The 22,655-nt window shown below is 66.4% G+C and carries 16 protein-coding genes and 1 pseudogene; 9 read left to right on the top strand and 8 right to left on the bottom strand.

The window, feature by feature from the left end; all coding sequences use genetic code 11:
- Positions 1–6 precede the first annotated feature (6 nt).
- From ACZ7KI_RS12540 to ACZ7KI_RS12550, 3 genes are read left to right on the top strand one after another with little or no spacing between them, the layout of a single operon-like run.
- A complete protein-coding gene (locus tag ACZ7KI_RS12540) occupies positions 7–4,137 on the top strand; it encodes a polymorphic toxin-type HINT domain-containing protein (RefSeq protein WP_470273257.1) in 4,131 nt (1,376 codons plus the stop codon).
- A gap of 15 nt (positions 4,138–4,152) precedes the next feature.
- Positions 4,153–4,581, top strand: a complete 429-nt coding sequence (locus ACZ7KI_RS12545) for a DUF7878 domain-containing protein (RefSeq protein WP_470273258.1) — start codon at positions 4,153–4,155, stop codon at positions 4,579–4,581.
- A gap of 28 nt (positions 4,582–4,609) precedes the next feature.
- Complete coding sequence (locus tag ACZ7KI_RS12550) at positions 4,610–6,658, top strand: AbfB domain-containing protein (protein ID WP_470273259.1); 2,049 nt, start codon at positions 4,610–4,612, stop codon at positions 6,656–6,658.
- A gap of 55 nt (positions 6,659–6,713) precedes the next feature.
- Here the strand turns inward: ACZ7KI_RS12550 and ACZ7KI_RS12555 are convergent, their stop codons facing one another.
- Both ACZ7KI_RS12555 and ACZ7KI_RS12560 read right to left on the bottom strand, forming a co-directional pair.
- Positions 6,714–6,836 (bottom strand): hypothetical protein, encoded by a 123-nt coding sequence (locus ACZ7KI_RS12555; protein ID WP_470273260.1) that lies wholly within the window; start codon positions 6,834–6,836, stop codon positions 6,714–6,716.
- A 353-nt stretch (positions 6,837–7,189) separates the two neighbouring features.
- Entirely contained in the window at positions 7,190–8,155 is a 966-nt protein-coding gene (locus ACZ7KI_RS12560; protein WP_470273261.1) for a LysR family transcriptional regulator, read from the bottom strand.
- A 119-nt stretch (positions 8,156–8,274) separates the two neighbouring features.
- Between ACZ7KI_RS12560 and dnaE the strand changes: the two genes are divergently transcribed.
- Positions 8,275–11,793, top strand: coding sequence for a DNA polymerase III subunit alpha (gene dnaE, locus ACZ7KI_RS12565; RefSeq protein ID WP_470273262.1), 3,519 nt, complete (start codon positions 8,275–8,277; stop codon positions 11,791–11,793).
- Here the strand turns inward: dnaE and ACZ7KI_RS12570 are convergent.
- Complete coding sequence (locus ACZ7KI_RS12570) at positions 11,768–11,956, bottom strand: hypothetical protein (RefSeq protein WP_470273263.1); 189 nt, start codon at positions 11,954–11,956, stop codon at positions 11,768–11,770. The genes dnaE and ACZ7KI_RS12570 overlap by 26 nt on opposite strands.
- A 272-nt stretch (positions 11,957–12,228) precedes the next feature.
- Here ACZ7KI_RS12570 and ACZ7KI_RS12575 point away from each other — a divergent pair, with 272 nt between their 5' ends.
- Positions 12,229–12,663 (top strand): hypothetical protein, encoded by a 435-nt coding sequence (locus tag ACZ7KI_RS12575; RefSeq protein WP_470273264.1) that lies wholly within the window; start codon positions 12,229–12,231, stop codon positions 12,661–12,663.
- Between the two features lie 535 nt (positions 12,664–13,198).
- On the opposite strand, the gene ACZ7KI_RS12580 is transcribed toward ACZ7KI_RS12575, so the two are convergent.
- Positions 13,199–13,804, bottom strand: coding sequence for a DsbA family oxidoreductase (locus ACZ7KI_RS12580; protein WP_470273265.1), 606 nt, complete (start codon positions 13,802–13,804; stop codon positions 13,199–13,201).
- A gap of 27 nt (positions 13,805–13,831) precedes the next feature.
- Positions 13,832–14,545, bottom strand: coding sequence for an SDR family NAD(P)-dependent oxidoreductase (locus tag ACZ7KI_RS12585; protein WP_470273266.1), 714 nt, complete (start codon positions 14,543–14,545; stop codon positions 13,832–13,834).
- A 115-nt stretch (positions 14,546–14,660) separates the two neighbouring features.
- Between ACZ7KI_RS12585 and ACZ7KI_RS12590 the strand changes: the two genes are divergently transcribed.
- Complete coding sequence (locus tag ACZ7KI_RS12590) at positions 14,661–15,491, top strand: helix-turn-helix transcriptional regulator (RefSeq protein WP_470273431.1); 831 nt, start codon at positions 14,661–14,663, stop codon at positions 15,489–15,491.
- Positions 15,492–15,817: 326 nt separating this feature from the next.
- A complete protein-coding gene (locus ACZ7KI_RS12595; RefSeq protein ID WP_470273267.1) occupies positions 15,818–16,180 on the top strand; it encodes a hypothetical protein in 363 nt (120 codons plus the stop codon).
- Between the two features lie 730 nt (positions 16,181–16,910).
- Here the strand turns inward: ACZ7KI_RS12595 and ACZ7KI_RS12600 are convergent.
- The gene (locus ACZ7KI_RS12600) at positions 16,911–17,507 is read right to left on the bottom strand and encodes a cyclic nucleotide-binding domain-containing protein (protein ID WP_470273268.1); all 597 of its coding nucleotides are present in this window, start codon (positions 17,505–17,507) and stop codon (positions 16,911–16,913) included.
- 159 nt (positions 17,508–17,666) lie between these two features.
- Entirely contained in the window at positions 17,667–19,250 is a 1,584-nt protein-coding gene (locus ACZ7KI_RS12605) for an acyl-CoA synthetase (protein ID WP_470273269.1), read from the bottom strand.
- A gap of 752 nt (positions 19,251–20,002) precedes the next feature.
- On the opposite strand from ACZ7KI_RS12605, the pseudogene ACZ7KI_RS12610 reads away from it, so the two are divergent.
- Positions 20,003–20,248, top strand: a pseudogene (locus tag ACZ7KI_RS12610) (aspartate aminotransferase family protein); the annotation flags it as partial.
- A gap of 78 nt (positions 20,249–20,326) precedes the next feature.
- Here ACZ7KI_RS12610 and ACZ7KI_RS12615 read toward each other — a convergent pair.
- Positions 20,327–21,562, bottom strand: coding sequence for a nuclear transport factor 2 family protein (locus tag ACZ7KI_RS12615; protein WP_470273270.1), 1,236 nt, complete (start codon positions 21,560–21,562; stop codon positions 20,327–20,329).
- A 58-nt stretch (positions 21,563–21,620) separates the two neighbouring features.
- On the opposite strand from ACZ7KI_RS12615, the gene ACZ7KI_RS12620 reads away from it, so the two are divergent.
- On the top strand, positions 21,621–22,499 hold the full coding sequence (locus ACZ7KI_RS12620; protein WP_470273271.1) for a LysR family transcriptional regulator: 879 nt from the start codon (positions 21,621–21,623) through the stop codon (positions 22,497–22,499).
- The last annotated feature ends 156 nt before the right edge of the window (positions 22,500–22,655 follow it).

Here is a 22,655-nt window from a genome sequence, read left to right on the forward strand (position 1 = left end):
GTCTTGGTGCGCGCGCGAAGAATCTTGATCACGCTCCTGATCTTCACCGTTTTCGCCGGTCTCGTTCAGCCCGGCGTCGCGACGGGCTCGCCGTCCGTCGGCAGCTTGGCCGAACCGCCGCCGGTGAACACGGCGCCCCGGCCGATGCCGGCGGATCCCTACCGGGAGTGGGAGGGCGGTACGGGCGTTCCCGATTGGGGCGATCCCCGGCTGCGTCAGATCGTCGTCGACAACGCGGAACTCGCCGAGGACAAGGAAGTCCGCGATGCCGCGACAGCCGCCCTGGACGCGGGGGGCACCGCGGCGATCATGGAGTTCCTCGACCGGGGTCTTCCCGCGGCCAGGGCGCGCGCGGCCGACCGCAAGGCGGCGGAAGCCCGGAAGGACCTGGAGGACGTCCGGGCCCTGCGCGGTACCGGCGGACCATACTTCAACGCCGAGGTCGAGCGGGTTCTCGCCGGCTCCGATTCGGACCGCAAGTTGTTCTTGGCGTACGGCGCGGATGTCGCCCGCCAGCGGGATGATCAGGCCGCGCAGAGCGCGGAGCAGGCGGTCGCGGCGAACCGCGCGAAGCTGCAGGCCCTGCTCGGGGTGGCGGGTCCCGAGGTCAAGCGAGCCGCCCAGGCCGCTCTGGACGCGGGCGACGCGGCGGTCACGGAGTTCTTCAAGACCGGCTATCTGGTCGCGGCGAAGGCCGATGCCGAAGCGCGTGAGCAGTTCCTGAGAGATCAGGAAGCGCGCGAAAAGGCCGCGGAAGAGCTGTCGGAGCTGGCGCGGAAGGCGGCACGGGCGGCGCAGGCGCGACGGCTTCTCCTCGAGGCGCACGGCAACGGAGTCCGCGCGCTGGAGAAATCCTCGAACGCGCTGATCTCGGCCGGTACGGAAGCACGTCGTGCCGCGCAGATCCTCGCCGCCAACGCGGCGGGCGGGCAGCACCCGCTGAACGCGTTCAACGAGGTCAAGGCCGAGGTGGCCCGCCAGCTCGGCCTTGCGCGTCAAGCCGCAACCGACGCGCAGGCGGCCTCTGCGTCCGCGCAGGTCCAAGCGACCGTCCTGGTCGACACCGGGTTGACCTACGGGGTCCAGTGGGCGCAGATGGCGAGCGCCATGGCCGAGGCCGCCCGCGCCGCGGTCTCCGCGTCGGAGACGGCCCAGCACGCCATCGAAGCCACGGCGTTCACCGATCAAGCACGGGACGCGCAGGAAAAGGCCGCGCGCCACGCGGAAGAGGCGAAGAAGTGGCGGGAGCACGCCGAACAACACGCCCGGACGGCCGCCCAGATCGCGGAAGCCGCCCGGGTACAGGCTGAAGCCGCGAAGGACGCCGCGCTCCGGACCAAGACGGCTCGCCACGCGGCCGAAGCCGCCGAAACCCGGGCATGGCAGGCGGCGGAACGGACCCGCGACGCGCGGATCACCGCCGAACGTGAGGCCGCCAACGCCGCGGCCGCCCGCGCCGTCGCCGAACGGGAGCGGGCGGCCGCCGCGAGCGCACGCGGCAGAGCGGAGCAGCAGGCCGCCGTCGCCAAGAGCGCCCGCCGTGAGGCGGATCGGCAGGCCGGGATCGCCGCGGAGGCACGCCGCGGAGCCGTGGCGGCCGACGGCCTCGCCGCGACCGCCGAAACCAACGCGAAGACCGAAGAACGCCTGGCCGCGGAATCAAGAGACAAGGCCTACGCGGCCGAACGGGATCAGCGAGCCGCCGACGCCCGCGCGGCCGCGCTCGACGCCACCGCCGCGGCGGCCCGTGGCGGACCCCACGCGGACACGGCCCAGAACGCCGCGAACCAGGCTCGTCTCGACGCGGACACGGCCAGGGGAGCCGCGGGTGCGGCTCGTAACTCGGCGAACGTGGCGACCGGCGCCGCCGCCGGAGCACGGGCGGCCGCGACGGAAGCGACCCGGCATGCCGCCCGCGCCCGCGCGGCCGCCGAACAGGCGGCGGCGGCCGCCGCCAGGGCGAACGCGGCCGCGAGCAAGGCCGAATCGGAAGCCGCGGCCACCCATCTGGCCGCGATGCAGGCCAACGCGGCCGCGTCCGACGCGACGTTCAACGAGACGAAGGCGGCCGAGGCCGCCCGTACCGCGCAATCGCTCGCCCAGCAGGCCGCTTCCGAGGCCATGAACGCTCTCTGGTCGGCGCAGCGCACCAAGGCGGAAGCGGACGCCGCGGCGGCGGAATCGGTTTCCGCCGCGACTCAAGCGGGCTTGGCGGTCCAGGCGGCGACAGCGGCCCGGTCTTCCTCGAAGGCGATCACCGATCCGGCGAACACCGCGATCACCGTCGCCGCCCCCTTCAGCGGGACGGATCTCGACGCCGACTTCGTCCTGCTCGTGGCCAACCAGGCCAAGGCCGTCGGTGCCGAACAAGCCGCGGCCGCGCAGAAGCGGGCCACCGAAGCCCTTGATGCCGCGCGGCTGGCGCAGGAAGCGGCCGATCGCGCGGCGGGCGAAGTCAAGCCGGCTTTCGATGCGGCCGCCGCGGCCGCGAGATCCTCGGCCACGGCCGCGAAGTCGGCCGCGGAGGCGCAACAAGCCGCAGCCGACGCGGCAGCGGACGGGGCCGCGGCCCGGGCCGCCGCCGCCAGGGCCAACGACGCGGACGCCCAGGCGCGCGAAGACGCGCGTAAGGCTCGTGCCGCCGCGAACGCGGCGAACAACGACGCCGCGATCGCCGGGCGTAACGCCGCCGCGGCCGAACGGGACGCCGCGGCGGCCCGTTCCGCGGCGAGCAAGGCCGAGATCGACGCGGCCGCCGCTCGGGACGCGGCAGGTCGGGCCGAGACCGACGCGACAGCCGCCGAGGCGGCTGCCCAGAGTGCACAGCAGCACGCCGACAACGCCGTCGAGGCCGCGCGGAACGCGCTGGCGAGCGCCGTCGAAGCCGGGAAAGCGGCGGACCGGGCGGAAGAAGCGCAACGTCAGCGGGAAAACGCCCAGCGGGCGGAGAAGGCAGGCAACGTCGAGGCCGGTCTTCCGGGGCTCACGCCGGAAGAAGCAGAGACGCTCGACGATCTGTGCGAGGGCAACGCCGACTGTATCGCCCAGTACGAGCAGGCTCGAGGCGATGCGAACAAGACGATTCTCCAGTTCTTGCAGGAGAACGGCGCCGACGTCCTCCTGGAGATAATCGGGGTCAACGACGCCAAGAAGTGCTTCGGCGAAGGCGACATCGCGGCCTGCCTGTGGACCTTCATCAACGCGGCCTCGCTGGCGGCACTCATCGTGAAGCTTCCCCAACTCGGTGCGGCCATGGTCCGGGTAGGAATTTCACTGGACAAATTCCTCACCGCCTCGTCCGCGGGCGTGAAGGCCGTCGGCGCGGCCCAGGTGACCCTCAACGCGGTAAAGGCTTGCCTGACCGGGAAGCCCAACAGTTTCGCACCGGAAACCCCGGTCCTGCTGGCCGGCGGCTCGCGGAAGCCCATCAGGTCGGTCGTCGTCGGGGACTCCGTTGTCGCGACCGACACCAAGAGCGCGCGTACGGAGCCGCACACGGTCACCGACGTGATCGTCGGCCGCGGGGTGAAGAACCTCGTGGAGATCGGAATCGACGCGGCCGGAGACCGGGTCGTCGCCACGGACCGGCATCCGTTCTGGTCCCCTGGGCGAAGGCAATGGATCAACGCCGGCGACTTGACCACCGGAGAAACACTGCGTGACGCGAGCGGTGGGGTGCATCGAGTTTCTTCGACCCGCGCGTGGACCGAAGTGCACGAAGTCTACAACCTCACAGTGGACCAGGTTCACACCTTCTATGTCTTCTCGGGCGGCACCTCACTGTTGGCACACAACAGCAGCGCCTGTGAAGAACTGCTCGAGCAGGCGTCGGAAATCATCAAAGGTCCAGCCAAAGATCCGCAGAAGATCTTCATCAAGGACAAGCATCTGATCAACGATGGTCGCAACTTCGCCAAGTTCAACGTTGCCACGGTTGACGAGGCAAGGGCACTCGTGGCGGAGGGATTGAACAAGCCGGGTCTGGTATTCCGGAAACAGGACGACGGCCACTTCCTGGCATATGTCGACATGGGGAGGGAAATTGGACAAAACGGGCGCTCGGTAATTAAGATGGTAGTCGGCAAGGATGGGGAAATAATCACCACGCATCCTGTTCATGCTATTCCACCGGCGTAGCGAGGAGTGGTTTCGTTGAGGCTCGAGTTCACCGGACTGGGGGCGCCGGAGCTGAAGGGTTCCAGTAAGGCGCACGTCTTCGTCGACGTCGAGGCCGACGTGACCATTCTCGACGATGGTCGAGAGTTCTGGTGGGAAGCGTCCTTCCCGGTGGTGGAGCTTGTGGTCGCGTTGTGGGAGTGGAAAAAGACGTCTTCGGTGATGCGGAAGAATTTCGAGTTCGTTTCACTGTCCTTGGAGGATCGCTGGCGAGTGAGAATCGTCAGGCTCGATTCGATGTGGCGACTCGCGGAAGACGGCGCCGGGAAAACCGCTTACGGGTCACCCTTGAGTGTGGGTGAAGTGGATGCGGAGATAGACAGGTTTGCACTGGAACTGCGAAAGGCGTGTATCGATATTTTCGGGGCCTGGATCGAGGAATTTCTGCCGCCGGTGCGCGAGTAGCGATGTTGAACTGTCCAAGGATTGCGTGATGAACGAGGAAATGATGAGAAAAAGACCTGGTGTGTTTTCGAAAATATTGACGGTCGTCGCTGCGGGCGCTGTGCTGTCCAGCCTTGCGGCTGCCCCCGCCGCGGCGGGGGCAGGGGCGGAAACCCCGACGCAGGCGACTGCCGCGGCTGCGGCGGTGCCGGAGTCGACGTTGGAAGAAAAGGTCCGGGCCGCGGCTGTGCTGGGGATCGTCGCCGGGGACGACCTGCTCATCCTCAATGACCGCAACTTCGTCATCGCGCTGTGGCGCAAGGCAACAGGTGCGGAAGTGCGCGCGTCGGCCGAGCTGGCGTTCGCGGGGACGGAACTCGAGTGCACGCAGTGGATCAAGACGGGCATCCACGAGGCGAAGAGACGGGACGACGTCAAGGAGATCCAAGACGCCGAGGTGGCGCGTCAAGCCCGTGAGCTGAAGCAGCGTGCGGCGGCCACGATCGGGGTGGTCGCCGAACCCGAGCTTCTCATCCAAAGCTACAAGGACTTCGTTTTCGCCCTGTGGCAGCGGGCGACCGGTCCCAAAGTGAAGGCTGCCGCGCTGACCGCCTTTGGCGCCGACGAGGCGGCGCAGAAGACCTTCCTGCTCACCGGTATCGGCATGGCTCACGCACAGGACCAGCAGGACGCGATCGACGCGGACAAGGAAGCCACCGAAGCCGAGAAGGCGCGGTTGGCGGCTCGGAACGCGAAGGCCAACGCGGCCGCCGTGCTCGGGATTGTCGCGACGGAAAGCCTGCTCGTACTTTCGAATGACAACTTCGTCCGGGAGATCTGGAACCGGGCGGTCGCCGGGTCGGAAGTCGCCGTCGCGGCCGAGCGCGCTCTGCGCAGCAGCAATTCCGCGGACTGGAAAGCCTATATCGACACGGGTATCTATGCGGCCAACAAGCGAGACCTCGAGATCGCCCTTCAGAAGAAGACAGAGGCCGACCGCAAGCGTCTGCAAGAACTCAAGGTCCGCGCCGAAAACAGTGGCGTTCATCCCATGCTCGCCTGGGCGGCGGGCAACGCGCTTGCCGGGGATTACCAGGCGGTCGACCGGTTCCTGCGCATCGGACAGTACGAGGACTGGGTTCTCCACCAGTCGCTGCAGGCGGACACGGACGGCGTCAGGGGAGCCTACGTGCGTGGACCGCAGGGGGGCCAAGCGGTGATCGCCTTCGGGAATCCGGCACCGCAGCCGGGTGAAGGTGCTGACGCGACCTGGAAGGTGGTCCCAGGGCTGGCGGACTTCGGATGTCATTCCTTCGAGTCGGTCACCAAGCCGGGTAACTACCTGCGACAGCTCGACTTCAAGGTACTCATCGTGCCCAGCGATGGCACGGATCGGTTCCGCACAGACGCGACGTGGTGCAGTCGCACCGAATCCGGTGCTGTGGCCCTGGAGGCGAAGGGGGCACCTGGCCGGTTCCTCCGTCACTACAACGGTCGGATGTGGGCCGCCAACGGCAGCGGTGCGAATGTGTTCGACGCGCCGGCCAACTACGGGATCGATCGGCTTTGGCGAGTCCACGGTGGGAACCCGAGCACCTCGGCGATCCAGCGCCGCTGGTTGAACGACAGTGACATTCGCGCCCGGATCGGCGACCCTGTGGCGGACGAGAAGACCGAGGGCGCGATCCGATACCGCGACTATCAGAACGGGCGCCTGACCTGGACCGCGACGATCGGCGTGAAGCATATGGAAGGCTATATCTACGGTAAGTACATCACGGAGGACGGACTGCACCACTGGGCGTTCGGGGCACCAACCACGGACGAAACCGCAACCCCGGACAGGATCGGTCGATTCAATCACTTCGCAGGCGGTGGCTCCATCTACTGGACCTCCGCCACGGGGCCGCACCTGATCTACGGCGGTATCAAGGGGCGGTGGAAAGACCTCGGCTGGGAGGGTTCCTACCTCGGCTACCCCACGTCCAGCGAAATGGACGTACCAGGCGGCCGGTGCAGCAACTTCCAGCACGGGTCCATCTTCTACAACTCCGCTACCGGTGTTTCGAGCGATCGATCCACTCCGTGCAGGCCGTAGCGGAGTGAGGTAGTCCGAGCCCGAAGCGGTGAACAGGGCGTACTGCTCGCTTTGTTCACCGCTTCGCGGGAGTGCGTTTGTGCATGCTGGACAGCAGGTCGCGGCGACGTCGGGCGAGACAGATCAGGGCGGCGATTGTCGTCGAAGCCGACGAGCGCGTCCGGCTCGCCCAGGCCACGCCGTCGACGTTGAGATGATGCAGAGTCTGGGGTAGACGGCGTCGGCATCGGCAATGACGTAGGCGTCACATGCCTTGGTTCTGACGTCGCCGGGGCAGAGATCGCGATCCGTCGCATCGCCGGTCCGGGCAGTCAGGCCACGTTGCACACCCGCCCGCCCGCGCGGGTGTGCACGGCCCGGCGGCGCCGACCGTGGCGGGCTGGTCCACGACCACCAGGGCGGGGCTGTGAACGGCGAGTTTGTCGAACATCGCCCGCGGCTCTGGCTCGGTGATCGGGCAGCGGCGCGTCATGTAGCCGCTTACCGACCGGGCCCAGCCTGGTCACGCTCGCGCCGATCAGCCCCATGACCTCACTTCTCCGTACCGGTGGTCCTTCGCGCATCGTGCACATGGGTCATGGCCTCGCGGTCCGGCACCGGGAGCCACTGCCGCTCCGGATCGAAGGGCCGGTAGGCGGAACGGGCGTGCTCGATCAGCAGCGGCAACGTGGGATGCCGGTTGTCGTGCCGCCACAGCAGGGAGAACGGGTACATCGGCGTCGGATCGACGAGCGGGATCTGGACGACGTCCGGATGCCAGGGCACGTGCATCTTCGCGCCGACGAACCCCAGGCGGTCCTTCGACCGGCCGATCACCTCGATGTGGTGTTCGAGCCCGAAGTTCGGTCCGTCGGTGTCGACCAGGATGCCGAACGCCGGGCACAGTTCCGCCCAGAACTCCACCCATTCGCCGGCCTGCGCGTTGTAGGGCATCCAGGCGGTCAGGCCGTCGAGTTCCGCCATCGCGACTTTTCGTCGCCGTGCGAGCGGGTGCCGCCGTCCGACCAGCAGGTTCACCGGTTCCAAATAGGCGGGCGTGCGGCCGATCCCCGGATCCGGCACGGTGCTGACACGGGCGAAGGCGGCGTCGACGGACTCGGGCAGCATCGGCCGGCGTACCGCGCCCAGCCCGGGTGTGACGAGTTCCAGCTCGTCGTCGTGGTCGGCGTGGAACGCCCGGATGACCTCCATGGTCGCCAGCCGCGTGCCGAGGACGTCGACGCGCAAGGGACGCCGCCTGCCCTGAAGGCGTTCGACGGCTTGGTCCGCGAGGCTGATCAGCGCCCGGGCGTGCTTGAGGAACTCTTCACCGTCGTCGGTCGGCTCGGCGCCTCCGCGCGTTCGCGACAGCAGCCGCACGCCGAGATCGGTTTCGAGTTTGGCGACGCGTTTGGAGACCGCCTGCTGGCTCATCTCCAGCCGGATCGCGGCCTCGCTGAAGTACCGGTCTTCGGCCACCGCGACGAACGCGCGCACCGCGCCCAGGTCCAGCTCCATAGTGCTCCTCTACAACTCGTGGTTGTCGCCTATCGCGTGTCGCTTGTTGGACAACGTCGGCCCGACACCGGTCAAATCACCGCGTCAGACCGGAATTGTACAACCGTAGGGAGTGGCCGGTGGACTCCTTCGTGCACCTGCACGTTCATACCGAGTACTCGATGCTCGACGGCGCCGCCAAGATCGCGCCCCTGTTCGCCGAGGCACAGCGGCTCGGCATGCCCGCGGTGGGCATGACCGACCACGGCAACATGTACGGCGCGGACGAGTTCTACCGGCAGTCCGTCCAGGCAGGGCTCAAACCGGTGATCGGCATCGAGGCCTACCTCGCGCCTGAGTCCCGCTTCCACAAGAAACCGGTGTTCTGGGGACGGCGTGGCGACGGCGGTGACGTCTCCGGCGGTGGCGCGTACACGCATATGACCATGCTGGCGGAGAACGCGACCGGGTTGCGGAACCTGTTCAAGCTGTCCTCGCTGGCCAGTCTGGAGGGCTATTACCGCAAACCCCGGATGGATCGCGAACTCCTCGCCCGGCACCACGAAGGTGTCATCGCCACCACCGGATGCCCGTCGGGCGAGGTGCAGACCAGGCTCCGGCTCGGCCAACCCGGCGAGGCGATCCAGGCGGCTTCGGACTATCGCGACATCTTCGGCGCGGACGACTTCTTCCTCGAACTGATGGATCACGGGCTTCCGATCGAGCGGTCCGTGCGGGACGGGTTGCTGGACATCGGGCGCAGGCTGGGGCTGAAATCGTTGGCCACCAATGATTCGCACTACGTCACCCAGGATCAGGCTTCGGCGCATTCGGCACTGCTGTGCGTCCAGTCGGGCAAGACGCTCGACGATCCCGGCCGATTCAAGTTCGACGGCGACGGCTACTACCTCAAATCCGCCGAGGAGATGCGGGAATACTGGGACACGGAAGTCCCGGGAGCGGCGGATTCCACGCTGCTCATCGCCGAACGGGTCGAGCCTTACGACGACGTCTACCGGCACGTCGATCGCATGCCGGTCTTCGAGGTTCCTGAAGGACACGACGAGGAGTCCTGGCTGCGCGAGGAGGTCGCGGCCGGACTGCGCCGCCGTCTGCCGGACGGTGTCCCCGAGGCGTACCTCGCCCGCGCAGACTTCGAGATCGGCGTGATCGCCGACAAGGGCTTCCCGGCGTACTTCCTGATCACCGCCGACCTGATGAACCACGCCCGCCGCGTCGGCATCCGGGTCGGGCCCGGCCGCGGTTCGGCGGCAGGCTCGCTCGTGGCGTACGCGCTCGGCATCACGAATCTGGACCCGATCGACCTCGGGTTACTCTTCGAACGGTTCCTCAACCCGGAGCGGGTCTCCATGCCGGACATCGACATGGACTTCGACGACCGGCGGCGCGGCGAGATGATCCGGTACGCCACCGACAAGTACGGCGCCGAGCACGTCGCCCAGGTGATCACCTTCGGCACCATCAAGACGAAGGCGGCCATCAAAGATGCCGCTCGCGTCCACTACGGACAGAGCGGGTACGCGATCGCCGACCGGATCTCGAAAGCGCTTCCGCCGCCCGTCGCCGCGAAGGACATTCCGCTCGCCGGGATCGTCGAACCGGACCACGAACGGTACGCCGAAGCGGCGGAGGTCCGCGCTCTGCTGGAAGGCGACGGCGAGGCGGCCAAGATCTTCGAGACCGCGCGGGGCCTCGAAGGGCTGATCCGCAACGCCGGTGTCCACGCCTGCGCGGTCATCATGTCGAGTGAACCGCTGCTGGACGCGATCCCCTTGTGGCGGCGGGACGACGGCGCGGTCATCACCGGCTGGGACTATCCCTCGTGCGAGGCCATCGGCCTGCTGAAGATGGACTTCCTCGGCCTGCGGAACCTCACCGTCATCGGTGACGCGCTCGACAACATCAAGGCCAATCGCGGCGAAGAGATCGATCTCGACACGCTCGGCGTCGAGGATCCGGCGACCTACGAACTGCTCGCCCGCGGCGACAGCCTCGGCGTCTTCCAGCTCGACGGCGGGGCGATGCGGGATCTGCTTCGCCGCATGGGGCCGACCGGTTTCGGCGACATCATCGCGGTGAACGCCCTGTACCGGCCGGGTCCCATCGCGATGAACACGCACAACAACTACGCGGACCGCAAGAACGGAAGGCAGCCGATCGAGTCGATCCATCCCGAGCTCGCCGGGCCGCTGCGCGAGATCCTGGCCGAGACCCACGGCCTGATCGTGTACCAGGAACAGATCATGCGGATCGCGCGCGACGTCGCCGGCTATTCCATGGGCCGCGCCGACGTGTTGCGCAAGGCAATGGGCAAGAAGAAGAAAGAAGTACTGGAGAAGGAGTTCGAGGGCTTCCGTGACGGCATGCTCGCCAACGGCTTCTCCTCCGCGGCCGTGCAGGCGCTTTGGGACGCGATCCTGCCGTTCGCCGGCTACGCCTTCAACAAGTCCCACGCCGCCGGCTACGGCCTGGTCGGCTATTGGACCGCCTACCTGAAGGCAAATTACCCCGCCGAGTACATGGCGGGTCTGCTGACTTCGGTGGGGGACAACAAGGACAAATCGGCGGTCTACCTTTCGGAATGCCGACGGCTGGGGATCAAGGTGCTGCCGCCGGACGTCAACGAATCAGGGCTGCGGTTCGCCGCGGTGGGGGACGCGATCCGGTTCGGGCTGGGCGCGGTGCGCAACGTCGGTGCGAACGTCGTCGACTCGATCATCAAGACGCGGCGGGAGAACGGGAAGTACGCGTCGTTCACCGACTTCCTCGACAAGTCGGAACTGGTGGCCTGCAACAAACGTGTCATCGAATCCCTGGCCAAGGCCGGCGCGTTCGACTCGCTCGGGCATACGCGGCTTTCTGTCCAGCGGGTGCATGAGGAGGCGGTGGACGCCGTGGTGCCACTGAAGCGCAAGCAGGCGATGGGCCAGTTCGACCTCTTCGGTCCGAGCGAGGAAAGCGACGAGAGCACCTCGCCGCTCGCGCACCTCAAGCTCGGCGTCGAGGAGTGGCCCCGTAAGGAACTGCTCGCGCACGAACGGGAGATGCTCGGGCTGTACGTGTCCGCGCATCCGCTCGACGGGGCCGAGCACGTCCTGCGGGCGCACGCGCCCCGCCCGGTCGCGGCGATCCTCGACAATCCACCGCGCGAAGGGGAACTGGTCGTCGCCGGGCTCATCACGTCGTTGGAACGGCGGGTGAACAAGAAGGGCGAGCCGTGGGCGATCTGCACGATCGAGGATCTGGACGCCGCGCTCGAAGTGCTGTTCTTTCCCAAGGCGTACGCGCTTTTCGCGGCGGACCTGGTCGAGGACAACGCCGTCCGCGTCAGCGGCCGGGTCAACTGGCGGGAGGACAAGATGTCACTGTTCGGTGGCGGCCTCGTGCCGCTCGATCTCTCCGCGGCGGGCGACGGGGAACCACCACTGACCCTGCACGCGACGGCCGAGCGGCTGACCGAGGACGCGGTCCTCGAACTGAAACGGACTTTGCTGGCACACAAAGGACAAACGCCGGTCCGGGTGAAGCTCGCCGAAAGGTGGTACGCGCTCGACGACTACCCCGTCCTCGTGAGTTCGACGCTCCTGGGCGAGGTGAAATCCATTCCCGGCATCACGCCGCGTGCCGCGGGGTCCTGAGCTGCCCGATCTCCGACACGTTCTTCAGCAGGTCGGCGTCGATCAGCTTGTCCAGCCCGCCCGCCATCCCTCGCGAAGTCCAGCAAGCCAGGAGATGGCGGCTTCCGCGCCTGGCCAGTTGATTTCCGTGCGCTCGCGCGGGGCGACCACGAGCGCGTCCCATCCTGCCATCAAGTACACCGGTGGGACGGCGAAGACCTACCTCTGGCGGCGCAGTGCGCAGAACGGGTGTCTCCGGCTTATTCTGTGTCGCGACCAGCCTCGAAGCCGGATGATATCAAAAAGGTTATCAATAGGGCGATATCAGGAATCGAGTAAAGGCTGGACGGGCGGGCCTGCGGAGGGCAACCTTGCCTGAAGGCCCTGTGTGCTGACACCTGGACGCATCATATTCACCAAGCTGGGATGCGGGTTTCGACGCGTTGGGAAACATTGGTGTATTCGCTGACCGAAAAGGGAAGTATGAAAAAGAGGGTCGTTATATTCATCTGCGTGCTGGCCGCGTTCTTCGGGGTCGGTGCGCCACCGGCTTGGTCCGCTCCCGGGGGTGGAGTGTCGGTCTCGGCGGACCTGACGGAGAAGTGCTTGTACATCGAGGGGAACTGGCTCTGCATCAGGCTCCCGGGCAGTCGTGGTCAGCAGAGCTACCTCAGTGTCCGATACGAAAAGAATGTGGGGGAGCGGCGAATTATCCAGTTCTGGGTGGTCAAACCCGGCCAGACCCAGTGGAGTGGGTTGCAGACGCAGATTGTTCAGCCCGTCCAGGTGGCCCAAGGGGGAATGCCTGAGAAAGTGAAGGCCGGCTGCTACAACGCGAAGATGTTCGTCAGCGATGTAGGGTGGTACTACACCGGCTGCCTCGAGAAGTAGTCGAGGCTTCAGCCTCCTGGAGCGGTCGGCGGGTCGACTCATCGGTCGGCAGTGTTCGCGAAAGAACCTGGTGAACACTGCCGACCGAAGATTTGCTCGGATCTGAGCACGACGCTGACGCTGGAAATGACGGCCGCGTTGACAGTCGCAAGCGTTCCCACGCAGCCGCAGGTAGGGCACCCGCCAGGGACGATGCTCGGTGAGGCCCTTTTTGATCGCGTTGCGGTGTGACTGATCGCGGCAGAGCCTTGAGTTCGGCGGGAGACGGTAAGGGCAACGCCGGCCCGGCCGCGGACATCTTGTCCATCGGGCAGCGCGTCGGTGCCGGTGAACAGCTCATTCATGGTAGCTGGTCGTCCACCAGCGCGGCGACAAGCCGCAGGAACTCCACGGTGGCCCCGGCCCTCGCCCGTGTCCAGGACCGACGTTCTACCGGGCCCGCTCCGGGCGTGCACCGTCCGCGGGTGCCAGCCGGTGGTACTTGCCTCGGTCGGCGGGTCGACCGAGGCAGTGCCTCGAACCAGGCCCGGGTGGGCTATCGGCGCTCGTTCAGTACGGCGAGCAAGGTGTCCGTGGACTGCACATCGGACAGCGTCGGCCCGTTGGTGAAGCGAAAGACCGGTGTCGATTCGATGCCGAGTTCGCGGCCGTGCGCGAGTGCGCCTCGTAATTCTTCCGCGCTGACTCCTGTCGGCTCCACCCCGGTGTCAGCCGCGAGACGCGTGAGTTCGGCCTGGTCGGACAGGTGCACGCCCTCGGCGAAGTATGCCCGAAAGAGGCGTTCCGCCATGGCTTCTCCGCGGCCTTGGGACACTGCTTGCAGCAGTAGCCGATGCGCCTCGAACGTGTTGGTGAACCATGCCTTTCGGAAGTTGAACACCAGACCCTCGGCCGCGCCGAGAGTGGTGTCGTCGGCGATCGCTCGTGCGGCTTGTTCGCCACGTTCTCGCTTGTGCAGGTCGAAGTGCGTTCCTCCGTCAAGTGGTGCGTCGGGGCGTAGTTGGAATGGCTGAAACCGGATTTCGACTATGCCCCCGTTGGCTCGGTAGCGACTGGCGGCGTGTTGGAGCCGCGTGAAGCCAAGGTAGGAGCCGGCGCAGACGAAGTCGAGGACTATCTCGACGGTTCGAGTTTCTGACATGGTTTTCCTCAGTTCCGAGTTCGTGGGTTACCAGGGGAGGGGGCCGGCGTTGCCGTAGAAGCCGCCCGTCGGACCGTCTTTGTCGATGGAGGCCATGGCGACGATCACGGCTGCGCCCTCCGTGACGGTCCCGGCCCCCGGCCGCGCTATCTGCTGTGGATCGGAGTCGGTGAGCCCGGGATCCACCGTGTTGATCCGCATCTGGGGATAGGCGTGGGCGTACTGCACCGTGACCATGTTGAGCGCGGCTTTGGCCGAGCCGTAATCCACCGAAGGCACCCACACCGGTACTTCCGCGGGGTAGCCGGTCGGGTCCACCGCCGCGGCGATCGATCCCAACCCACTGCTCACGTTGACCACGACAGGGTTGTCGCTGGCACCCAACAGGGGTCTGAACGCGTACATCATCCGAACGACGCCGAAAACGTTGGTGTCATAGACGGACAGCATGTCCTCGGCCGTGATTTCGGCGGCTGCTTGCCGAGATCCGAAGATGCCGGCGTTGTTGACGAGCACGTCCAGCCGCCCGACGTCCTCTCCGATCCGCTTCGCGGCGGCGATGACCGACTCGTCGCTGGTCACGTCGATCTGAATCATGCGACCGCCGATACGCCGCACGGCCTCGGTGCCGCGCTCCGGGTCGCGGGCGCCCAGGTAAACCTCATGACCGGCCGCTATGAGCAGGCGCGCGGTCTCCAGGCCAAGGCCGCGGTTCGCGCCGGTGATCAGTGTTGTGGTCATGCGCCCAGCCTGCCGCTGTTCAGCGAACTGGGGGAGTACGAGTATTTCCTAGGAAAAGCAGTACTAGGTTCAGGCCGCCGATCGGTCAGTCCATACTTGACAGGTGAACAAGGCTGTGGAGCTGGGCCACGCGTTACGAACCTGGCGAGACAGACTCGACCCGACGGCTGTCAGCGTCCCCGCGGGCCGCAACAGGCGCGCACCCGGCCTGCGGCGTGAGGAACTCGCGATGCTCGCCGGGATCTCGGTCGACTACATCATGCGCCTGGAGCAAGGCCGGGTGGGGATGCCGTCGGTGCAAACCCTGAACGCATTGGCCAGGACGCTGCGGTTGTCCGAGCTGGAACGCCGCCACTTGTTCGTCCTCGCTGGGAAACAACCGCCTAACGGCGGTCAGGTGGCCGCCCGGATCACGCCGAGTGTGCGGCGGCTCATCGACCAGATGCAAGACGTTCCGTTGGGCGTCTACGACGCGATCTGGAACCTGATCGCCTGGAATCGACCCTTCGCCGCTCTGCTGGGTGATCCCTCCGAGGTGCCCGAGCGGGAACGAAACGTGCTTTGGTCGCATTTCCACCGGCGGCCGACCTTGGTCACACACGAACCGTCTCAGGAGATACGTTTCGAGCAGGCTGTCGTAGCCGATCTGCGCGCCGCCACCGTCCTGTACCCGGCCGATACGCGCGTGACCGACCTCGTGGACGAACTGAGCGAAGCCAGTGGCCGATTCGTCGAGCTGTGGAACTCCCATGCGGTAGATGAGCACATCACGTGTACCAAGACCGTCCATCACCCCGAGATCGGTCCGTTGACCGTCGATTGCGATGTCCTTACAGTACCGGGCAACGACCAGCGCGTAGTGGTCTTCACAGCGCCACCCCACACCGAGTCGGCCAGCGAGCTACGCCGGGTCGTATCGACAGAACGCTACCGACGCTCGAAGTAGGCCGGCGCCGCGTTGGCCGATGAGGTCGCACATCGGGACGAGCAGGTCATTGTCGACGCCCTGGCCGGTGCTGGCCCCCGGGATGGCGACTGCTCGTGCCGGGCCGATCGCCGTCCGGATTTCGTGCCCGACCCCGGCGGTGATCACCCGGTCGACAGTCGTCGTTTTGGTCCGTCGAACCGTGGTGAGGAGATCCTGGCATGTCTGATCTGGTCAATGGTCGGACGCTCAGGGGCGGCACGGGGAACACATCGGACCGATGCAACCGGAACGGCCGGTCCGTACGTCCTTCTCGTATGCGAAGACGGTGGCTCTGGAGGACCCCGGTGAAACTGGTGTTGTTCGGTCTGGTGCTCGTGTTCCTGAACGCCTCGTGCGGTCCGCCGGCGTTGGGCGACGCGTTCACGTTCCGCCTGGGCACCTGGACGGTGCTCCCGGACGAAGACCTGCGCCTCGCTTATCTGGCGGTGCTGGACGAGCGGTGCCCGCAAGGGGAAATCTGTGCTTCGGCGGGGCGTGCGATCGTGACGATGTCCTACGCCCTGCCATCGGCGGGCCCGGCGGTGTCGTTCACGATGGACGTGGTCAAGGTTGAGGGGGACACTTTCGGCGGCTACCGGGTCGACTACGCGGATCTCTCGCCCAGCTCGGATTTCCTCACCTTGCGCCTCAGCCGAAGTACGACGTGAAGCTTCCCGGAACTCTGCCATTGTCTACTTAGGACAATGTGTCGTGGAAGATTTCTTACTGCAACCATACTTTGATTCTGCCGGACTCCCGTGCTGCCACGGTCGAGGACGACCATGTTGTGGTTGTCGCAGGCGAGCCGGTCGGCGGACGATCCGGCGAGGTGAACGGATAAGCGGCGCTGACCGCGCTCCACTTCGAGTATGCATAAAGCCAGTTCAGGCGCCATGCCGCCAAGGTGGCCAGGGCTTCCGGATATCAAACTCGACACTCGTCGCTCTGGCTGGTGTGCACTCGAGCCCCTACACGACAGCGCGTTACGCGCATCTGGGAAGCCTCTACCGCCGGGAAGCTTCACCTGAAAGGATGCAATCTCCGCTCAGACGGAATGCTGGGGACGTGGGTGCGGAAGAAGCACTGGCTGGGCCTGGTGCTTTCTGGCGGCCCGGCTTCGGATCGCATTGTGCGGATCGAGGTGAACAGGCGCCCGGCGGCATGTCATGACGACCAGCTGGGCCGACGCGGTATGTATCCACCTCGAAGACGTTGGGGCTCAGGGGCTGCCGCGTTCAGGATCGGTCTGCGTCGGCTCGACGGGTCCCGGGTCGCGTGTGCCGGTGCGTCGGAATCATGGGCAGCCTGACGCGGACCCCGGTGTTTGTGACCCGGTTCGCTGAATGAGAGGCAAGCAGCCGTACAGGTGCCTCGGTGCTGCTGGGGCGGACACGCTGTTCAGCCTTTGGCTCCTCGTGGAGCGGAGCCGAAGACAACCCGCAGGGCAGACCCGATCAGGGGCGTCTGGCGTACCAAGGGCTGAACACGCCGCCACCGTAACGCCAAGCACACGAAGAGCCAGAGCAGGAGACAAATCAACAGGTATCGTGGGCTTCCACCTCCCCGCCGGTGCTCGACCGACACACTGGAGGCGCGTGGCGTGGTCCGGTTGTTGATGACTTCATCCACCGCTCGCGCGAACGCGGGCGAGTTCGCGACCAAGCGGGTGAAGGTTCGGGAGCTGAGCCGTAGCACGGTAACCGGTGTCGCGGCGGACACGGTGGCCGCGCGGAGAGTGCCCTGCTGCAACGAGATCTCTCCGATGAGGCTGCCGGGCCCGAGAGTTGTGGTGAGCTCTCGTCCCCGCCAGACGGTGAGTTGCCCTTCGAGCAGGATGTAGGCGGCGTCGCCAGGAGTTCCCTCTGCTATCAATGGCCACCCTTGAGGAAGGGTCACCTTGTGCCCGTGTCGCAGGACTCTACTGATTTCCTCGGCAGAAAACCGTTGGAAGAACGAAAGATCGGCGATTTCAGCCGGGACCTTGGACTCTTTCATCGAACTGCACCCCTGGGTGTCCTGCTGGTCGGGTGTGTACTGTCCATCGTCGACGCGGCTCTGTCTGCGGGCGGACGCTCGATCTTCGGATGGCAAGGAGAATTTTCCGACGTAGCCCGCCCTTTGCCGAACTGGTGACAGGTAATTCCTTGATGCGGCCTACTCGCTGCCGTTGGGTGTTTTGCCCGGAAGCAGAAGATCGTCTCGCCTCACTTTCCCTGTGGGGTTGCGAGGTATCCGGTCCAGGAACACCACGTCGCGCGGCACTTTGTACCGGGCGAGATGTGCCTTCACGTACTCCTTGATCGTTTCGGTATCCAGATTTTCACCGGGTACGCGTACGACGAACGCCTTGAGTCGCTGGCCGAATTGCTCATCGGGGACCCCCAGGACCGCACACTCCAGCACATCGGCACGCCCTGTGAGCAGGTCTTCGATTTCGCCGGGAAACACGTTCTCCCCGCCGGAAACCACCATGTCGTCGTCGCGACCGTCCACGAACAATCGGCCTTCGGCGTCGAAGTGGCCGATATCGCCTGTGGCCAGGAGCCCGTCGATCCCTTGTTTGGTCCCGCCGCCGGTGTAGCCGTCGAAGGAAAGGGTCGAACCGCTGAAAATCCGGCCCCGCACATCCGGTGCGGTGATTCGCCTGCCGTGCCTGTCATAGAGTCGGATCGTGCAGCCGTGCGGCGGGCGGCCCACTGTTCCCGGCGCTGCCTGCCAGTCCGTGGGAGTGGCGATGCTGACCACGGCGACCTCGGTGGACCCGTACAGGTTGTAGATCACTTCGCCGAATCGCGCGACGGCCCGGTTGCCGAGGTCCGTCGGCAAGGCGGATCCGGACGAAAGGATGATCCGCAAGGCGCCCGTGTCGTACTTGTGCAAGGTCTCTGGCTCCAGGTCCATGATCCGCTGGAGCATGGTGGGCACGGTAACCAGTGCGGTCACCCGGTGCTCCTCCAGGAGTGCCAGTGTCTTCTCCGGGTCGAACCGGCGGTGCAACACCACGGTCGAGCCCAGTGCCATGGCCATGACGAGCTGGGAGAATCCGGTGGCGTGGAACACCGGTGAGGTCAACATGGTGATCTCTCGTGCCCGCAGGGGAACGCGTTCGACGAATTGGGCGGCTGCCAGTGGACTTGCCGTGTTCCGAGGTGCGCCTTTCGGGGTACCTGTGGTGCCGGACGTCAGAAGAACGATCGAGCCGACCGACGGCGGGGCGGGCAGCGGCTCGCGTCCGGAGTGGGCGATCAAGTGCCCGATCGAGCGAACGTCGCCGGGTTCTTCATCGACCCAGCAGAGGAACCTGGGCAGCTTAGCCGGCAGCTCGGACAACAGATCGGTGAACTCCTGGTCGTAGACCACCGCGGACACGCCCTCGCGGCGGGCCACGTCCGCGAGCTGTGGCCCGGCGAACCCGGTGTTCATCAGCAGCAGCTTCGCGCCGAGCTTGGCGGAGGCGATCATGGCCTCGACCAGACCGCGATGGTCTCGGGCCAGTATCGCGATCACCGTGTTCGGCCCGAGCCCGATTTCCTGCCAAGCGCGCGCCAGTGCGGTGGTGCGCGCGTCGAGTTCCCCGTAGGAGAGCGTGCCCGACTCGTCGATGATGGCGGCCGTTCCAGGGGCTCGGCGTGCGAGAACCTGCACCGGGCCGGCGAGGACGCCGACCTTCCGGATGGCGGCCAGCTTCTTCAATCCCCACACCGGCTGGAGCGGCTCGATCAGACCCGCCTGCCGCATGGACTCCACATTGTGAACGGTGTCAACGGAAATACCGATGAACTCTGTCACCCAAGGCACGAATTTCGACACGAGGCCCTAATCGCTGGTGGTCGGTGAAGTCTGATTTCGGTTGGAAATAAATGTGGCTGAAGCCCGGGCAGACATTTCATTGTCGCCGACTCGGCAGCATGTGACTCGGCATCCCTTGGCATGCGTGCCGAGTGAAGGATCGACCACTGGATGTTGTCGTGTCAATGGGAAGGGAAAGAGTTGTCAACCAGAGAATAATTTGCGGGGTGAGCCTTCTGCCGTGCGGCACAAGATCCTCTGCTCAGCCCTCGGCGACGGCGATGAGAGGCAATGTGCCAGTGCCCTGATTCCCCTTCACCGCGGTGGTGGAACCCGCGGTCTCTCTCGGGCGGGCCGTTGAGTCGATCGCCTTCCATACGATCGCCGGCGAGCACGGGACGGAATCGTGATCGGCTGTGTGTCGCGGTGACGACGGCGATCGCGTGCTACTTACGTCGCCGTGTCAGTAGGCGCGTGTGACGAGTGATCCACCGCTACGCCGCTCTGGTGTTGTACCTGACCGGCCTCCGGCACACCGTCGTCCTGGGCAGCGACGTGGTCGACGGTGAGGAGCTCGCCAACGGACCCGTGAGTGTCCTTCACGGTGAAGGAGGACGAGGCACCGACCCTGCGCCCCTAGCGGCCGCATCGTTCACCGAATCGCCATTCAGGCGTATGAGAGCCTGACAAACCACGTAGTCCTCGCCGAAGGTGGTGCCGAGATCGCCAACGACGTCGTCCTGAACCAGGTGCTGGCCGGGTTCGGCGTCGATGACCGCACCGGCGCGATCATCGACGCGGTTCAACGTGACGGCACCTGCTGGCTGGGCGGCACCACCTGGCGTGGTCGTCGCTACCTGCGCATCTCCGTCTCCAACTGGTCGACCACCGAGTCCGACGTCGAGCGCTCGGCCGCGGCGATCCTTCGGGCGGCCGCGGCGAACTGACCGGCTTCAACCGCTGTCACACTTCAGCATGACGGACTTCGTCGCACCACACGTTCGTGGTCTCTTTCGCCGGCCCGGTCACCGTGCCGCGTCCTTGGGCGGAATTGGGTTCGGGTCCCGGTGGTAGACCTTGTTCGTGATGCGCCATGTGTCGTCCTGCTCGGCCAGGACGAACATGTCGGTGAAGGTGTCCGGCCCGTGTTCGAGGACCATCGTCGCGTGGGCGACCGAGCCGTGGCGGCGTAGCACGGTGATGGTGCGGCGCCGGAGGGACTCGTCGCTGGCCGGTGTGCCGTGGAAGTTGCGGCAGTAGTCCTCGAGGTTCCACGAAACGAACTCGCCGGCCCGCGTGCCCTCCACGTGCGCGGTGGGTCGGAACGCGTCGTGGAAGTGCGCGGGGTCGCCGGTGGCGTGGCCGCGGGCATAGGCGATCAGTGGCGCGAGCAGGGCGGCGTCGCGGGGCACCGTCGGAGCGGCATCCAGGCGGCTGCTCGGGTCGACCGGCCAGGTCCCGGAGACCCCCAGACTCGCGGCGACTGCCCCGATGTCGGCGTCATCGCGTGTGCCCGCGGCGCGCAGGTCCTCCAGCAGCGACCGGCTCAGCGGGTCGATGGTGCACAGCAACTCGATGTCCTTGGTCAGAGTGGCAGCAGAGAACTCCGTGTGGGCCGCGGCACCATCCAGCCACCGTCGCTTGGCGACAGCCAGCCCACCCAGGGACGTGTGCGCCAGGACGTCGAGCTGCAGCTCACGATCCAGTCCTGCCCGCAGACCGCGTGCGACGACATCGCCGAGCGCGACCACGGTCACCGCCAGCGCGCTGTTGGCCACCAGCTTGATCGTCGCGGCCGTCATGGTGTCGCCGCAGGGCACGATCTGACCAAGTGTCGTCAGCGGCTCAGGGACCCCGGCCGCCCCGGCCAGCAGAGTCAACGTGCCTGCCTCGGCCGCGGGGACCGATCCCAGGACCGGGCAGTGCAGGTAGCCGTGCCCGTGCTCGGTGACCAGCCGTTCCAGTGCGTCAGCCTCCCACGCCGAGATCGTCGAGGTGTTCACCACCACACAACCTGCCGGCAGGTCATCGAGGCAGGAGGCGACCACCTCGGCGCACGCCTCTCCGTCGAACAGTGCGAGCAGCACGACGTCTGCCTCGCGCACCGCATCGCCCGGCTTGTCCGCGACGGACACGCCCTCCGGTGGCACCGATCGACGGGACCAACCGACGACCCGTGGCCCCGTACCGGAAAGCCGACGAGCCATCGCCGAACCCATTCTCCCCAAGCCGAGGACAGCGACTGTGTGCGCAGTTGTCATGGCCGTCAGCTTGGCTATCGTTCGGTCATGCGACAAGCGATGATTTTGTTGAGCAGCTATGCCTGATCCGCATGTCTGGTCAGCGTCACTGGTGCCCTGGTCGACCTTTGTCGAAGTCAGCCGCGCAAGCAGTTTGTCGGCCGCTGCCTCGGTTCTCGGATACACGCAGTCTGCGATCTCCCGGCAGATCGCCGGTCTGGAGCGCGACATCGGCGTGCCACTGGTGTCGCGCGGCGCACGTGGCGTCCGGCTCACCGACGCGGGCACCGCACTCCTGCCGCACGCCCGGCTGATACTGGCCGAAGCCGAACGAGGCCGCCGCGCCGCGACCTCCGCACGGCCGGGAGCCCACCTCGCACTGGGGGCCGTCCCGTCAGCTGCCCTCGGCTTCGTCCCCGCGGTGTTGCGCGGGCTGGCCGATCCACCGCCCTGGACGATGCTGACCGATCTCACACCGCGGCTCGTCGCGCACGTTGCCGCCGGCGAACTGGACCTTGCCGTCGTCACCGACTCGCCACCCGGACTGCCCGCCACGACAGGAGTGGCGACCAGGCACTTGTTCGACGACGTCATGGGAGTGGTGCTGCCCGCCGACCACCGGCTCGCGCATCGCCGAAGGGTGAGCCTCGCGATGCTCGCTGACGAGCTGTGGATCGAGGACCACCCGGGATCACAGGCGTTGTTGCAGGAACTGGCCGCCCGCCATCACGTCACCGTCCGGGTCGATCGCTCCACTTCCGACCTCATGACCAAGATCGCATTGGTCGCCGCAGGCCACGGCGTGGCCATGGCACCACGGACACTGGCACCGGCGCTGCGAGCGGACGTGCGTTTCGTCGCGCTCACCGCCGCACCGCGCCGCGGCCTCCACGTGGCGACACGCATGGGCCGCGACGACCTCGAACCACTCGTGACGGCTTTGACGCATCCGTGGTGACCACCTTCGTCGACGCGCCGGCGACATCGCTGCCGATCGGTCACGGAGAACGGAGGGGTGTAGTGCTCCCGCCGAAGCAAGACCATGAAGCCCGACTGAAGCCTGCGGACAGAAGAGCTCGTGCACTATTGCGCTCAGGCCGGCGGTTCCATGGAA

Source organism: Amycolatopsis sp. NPDC039088, from assembly GCF_055598845.1.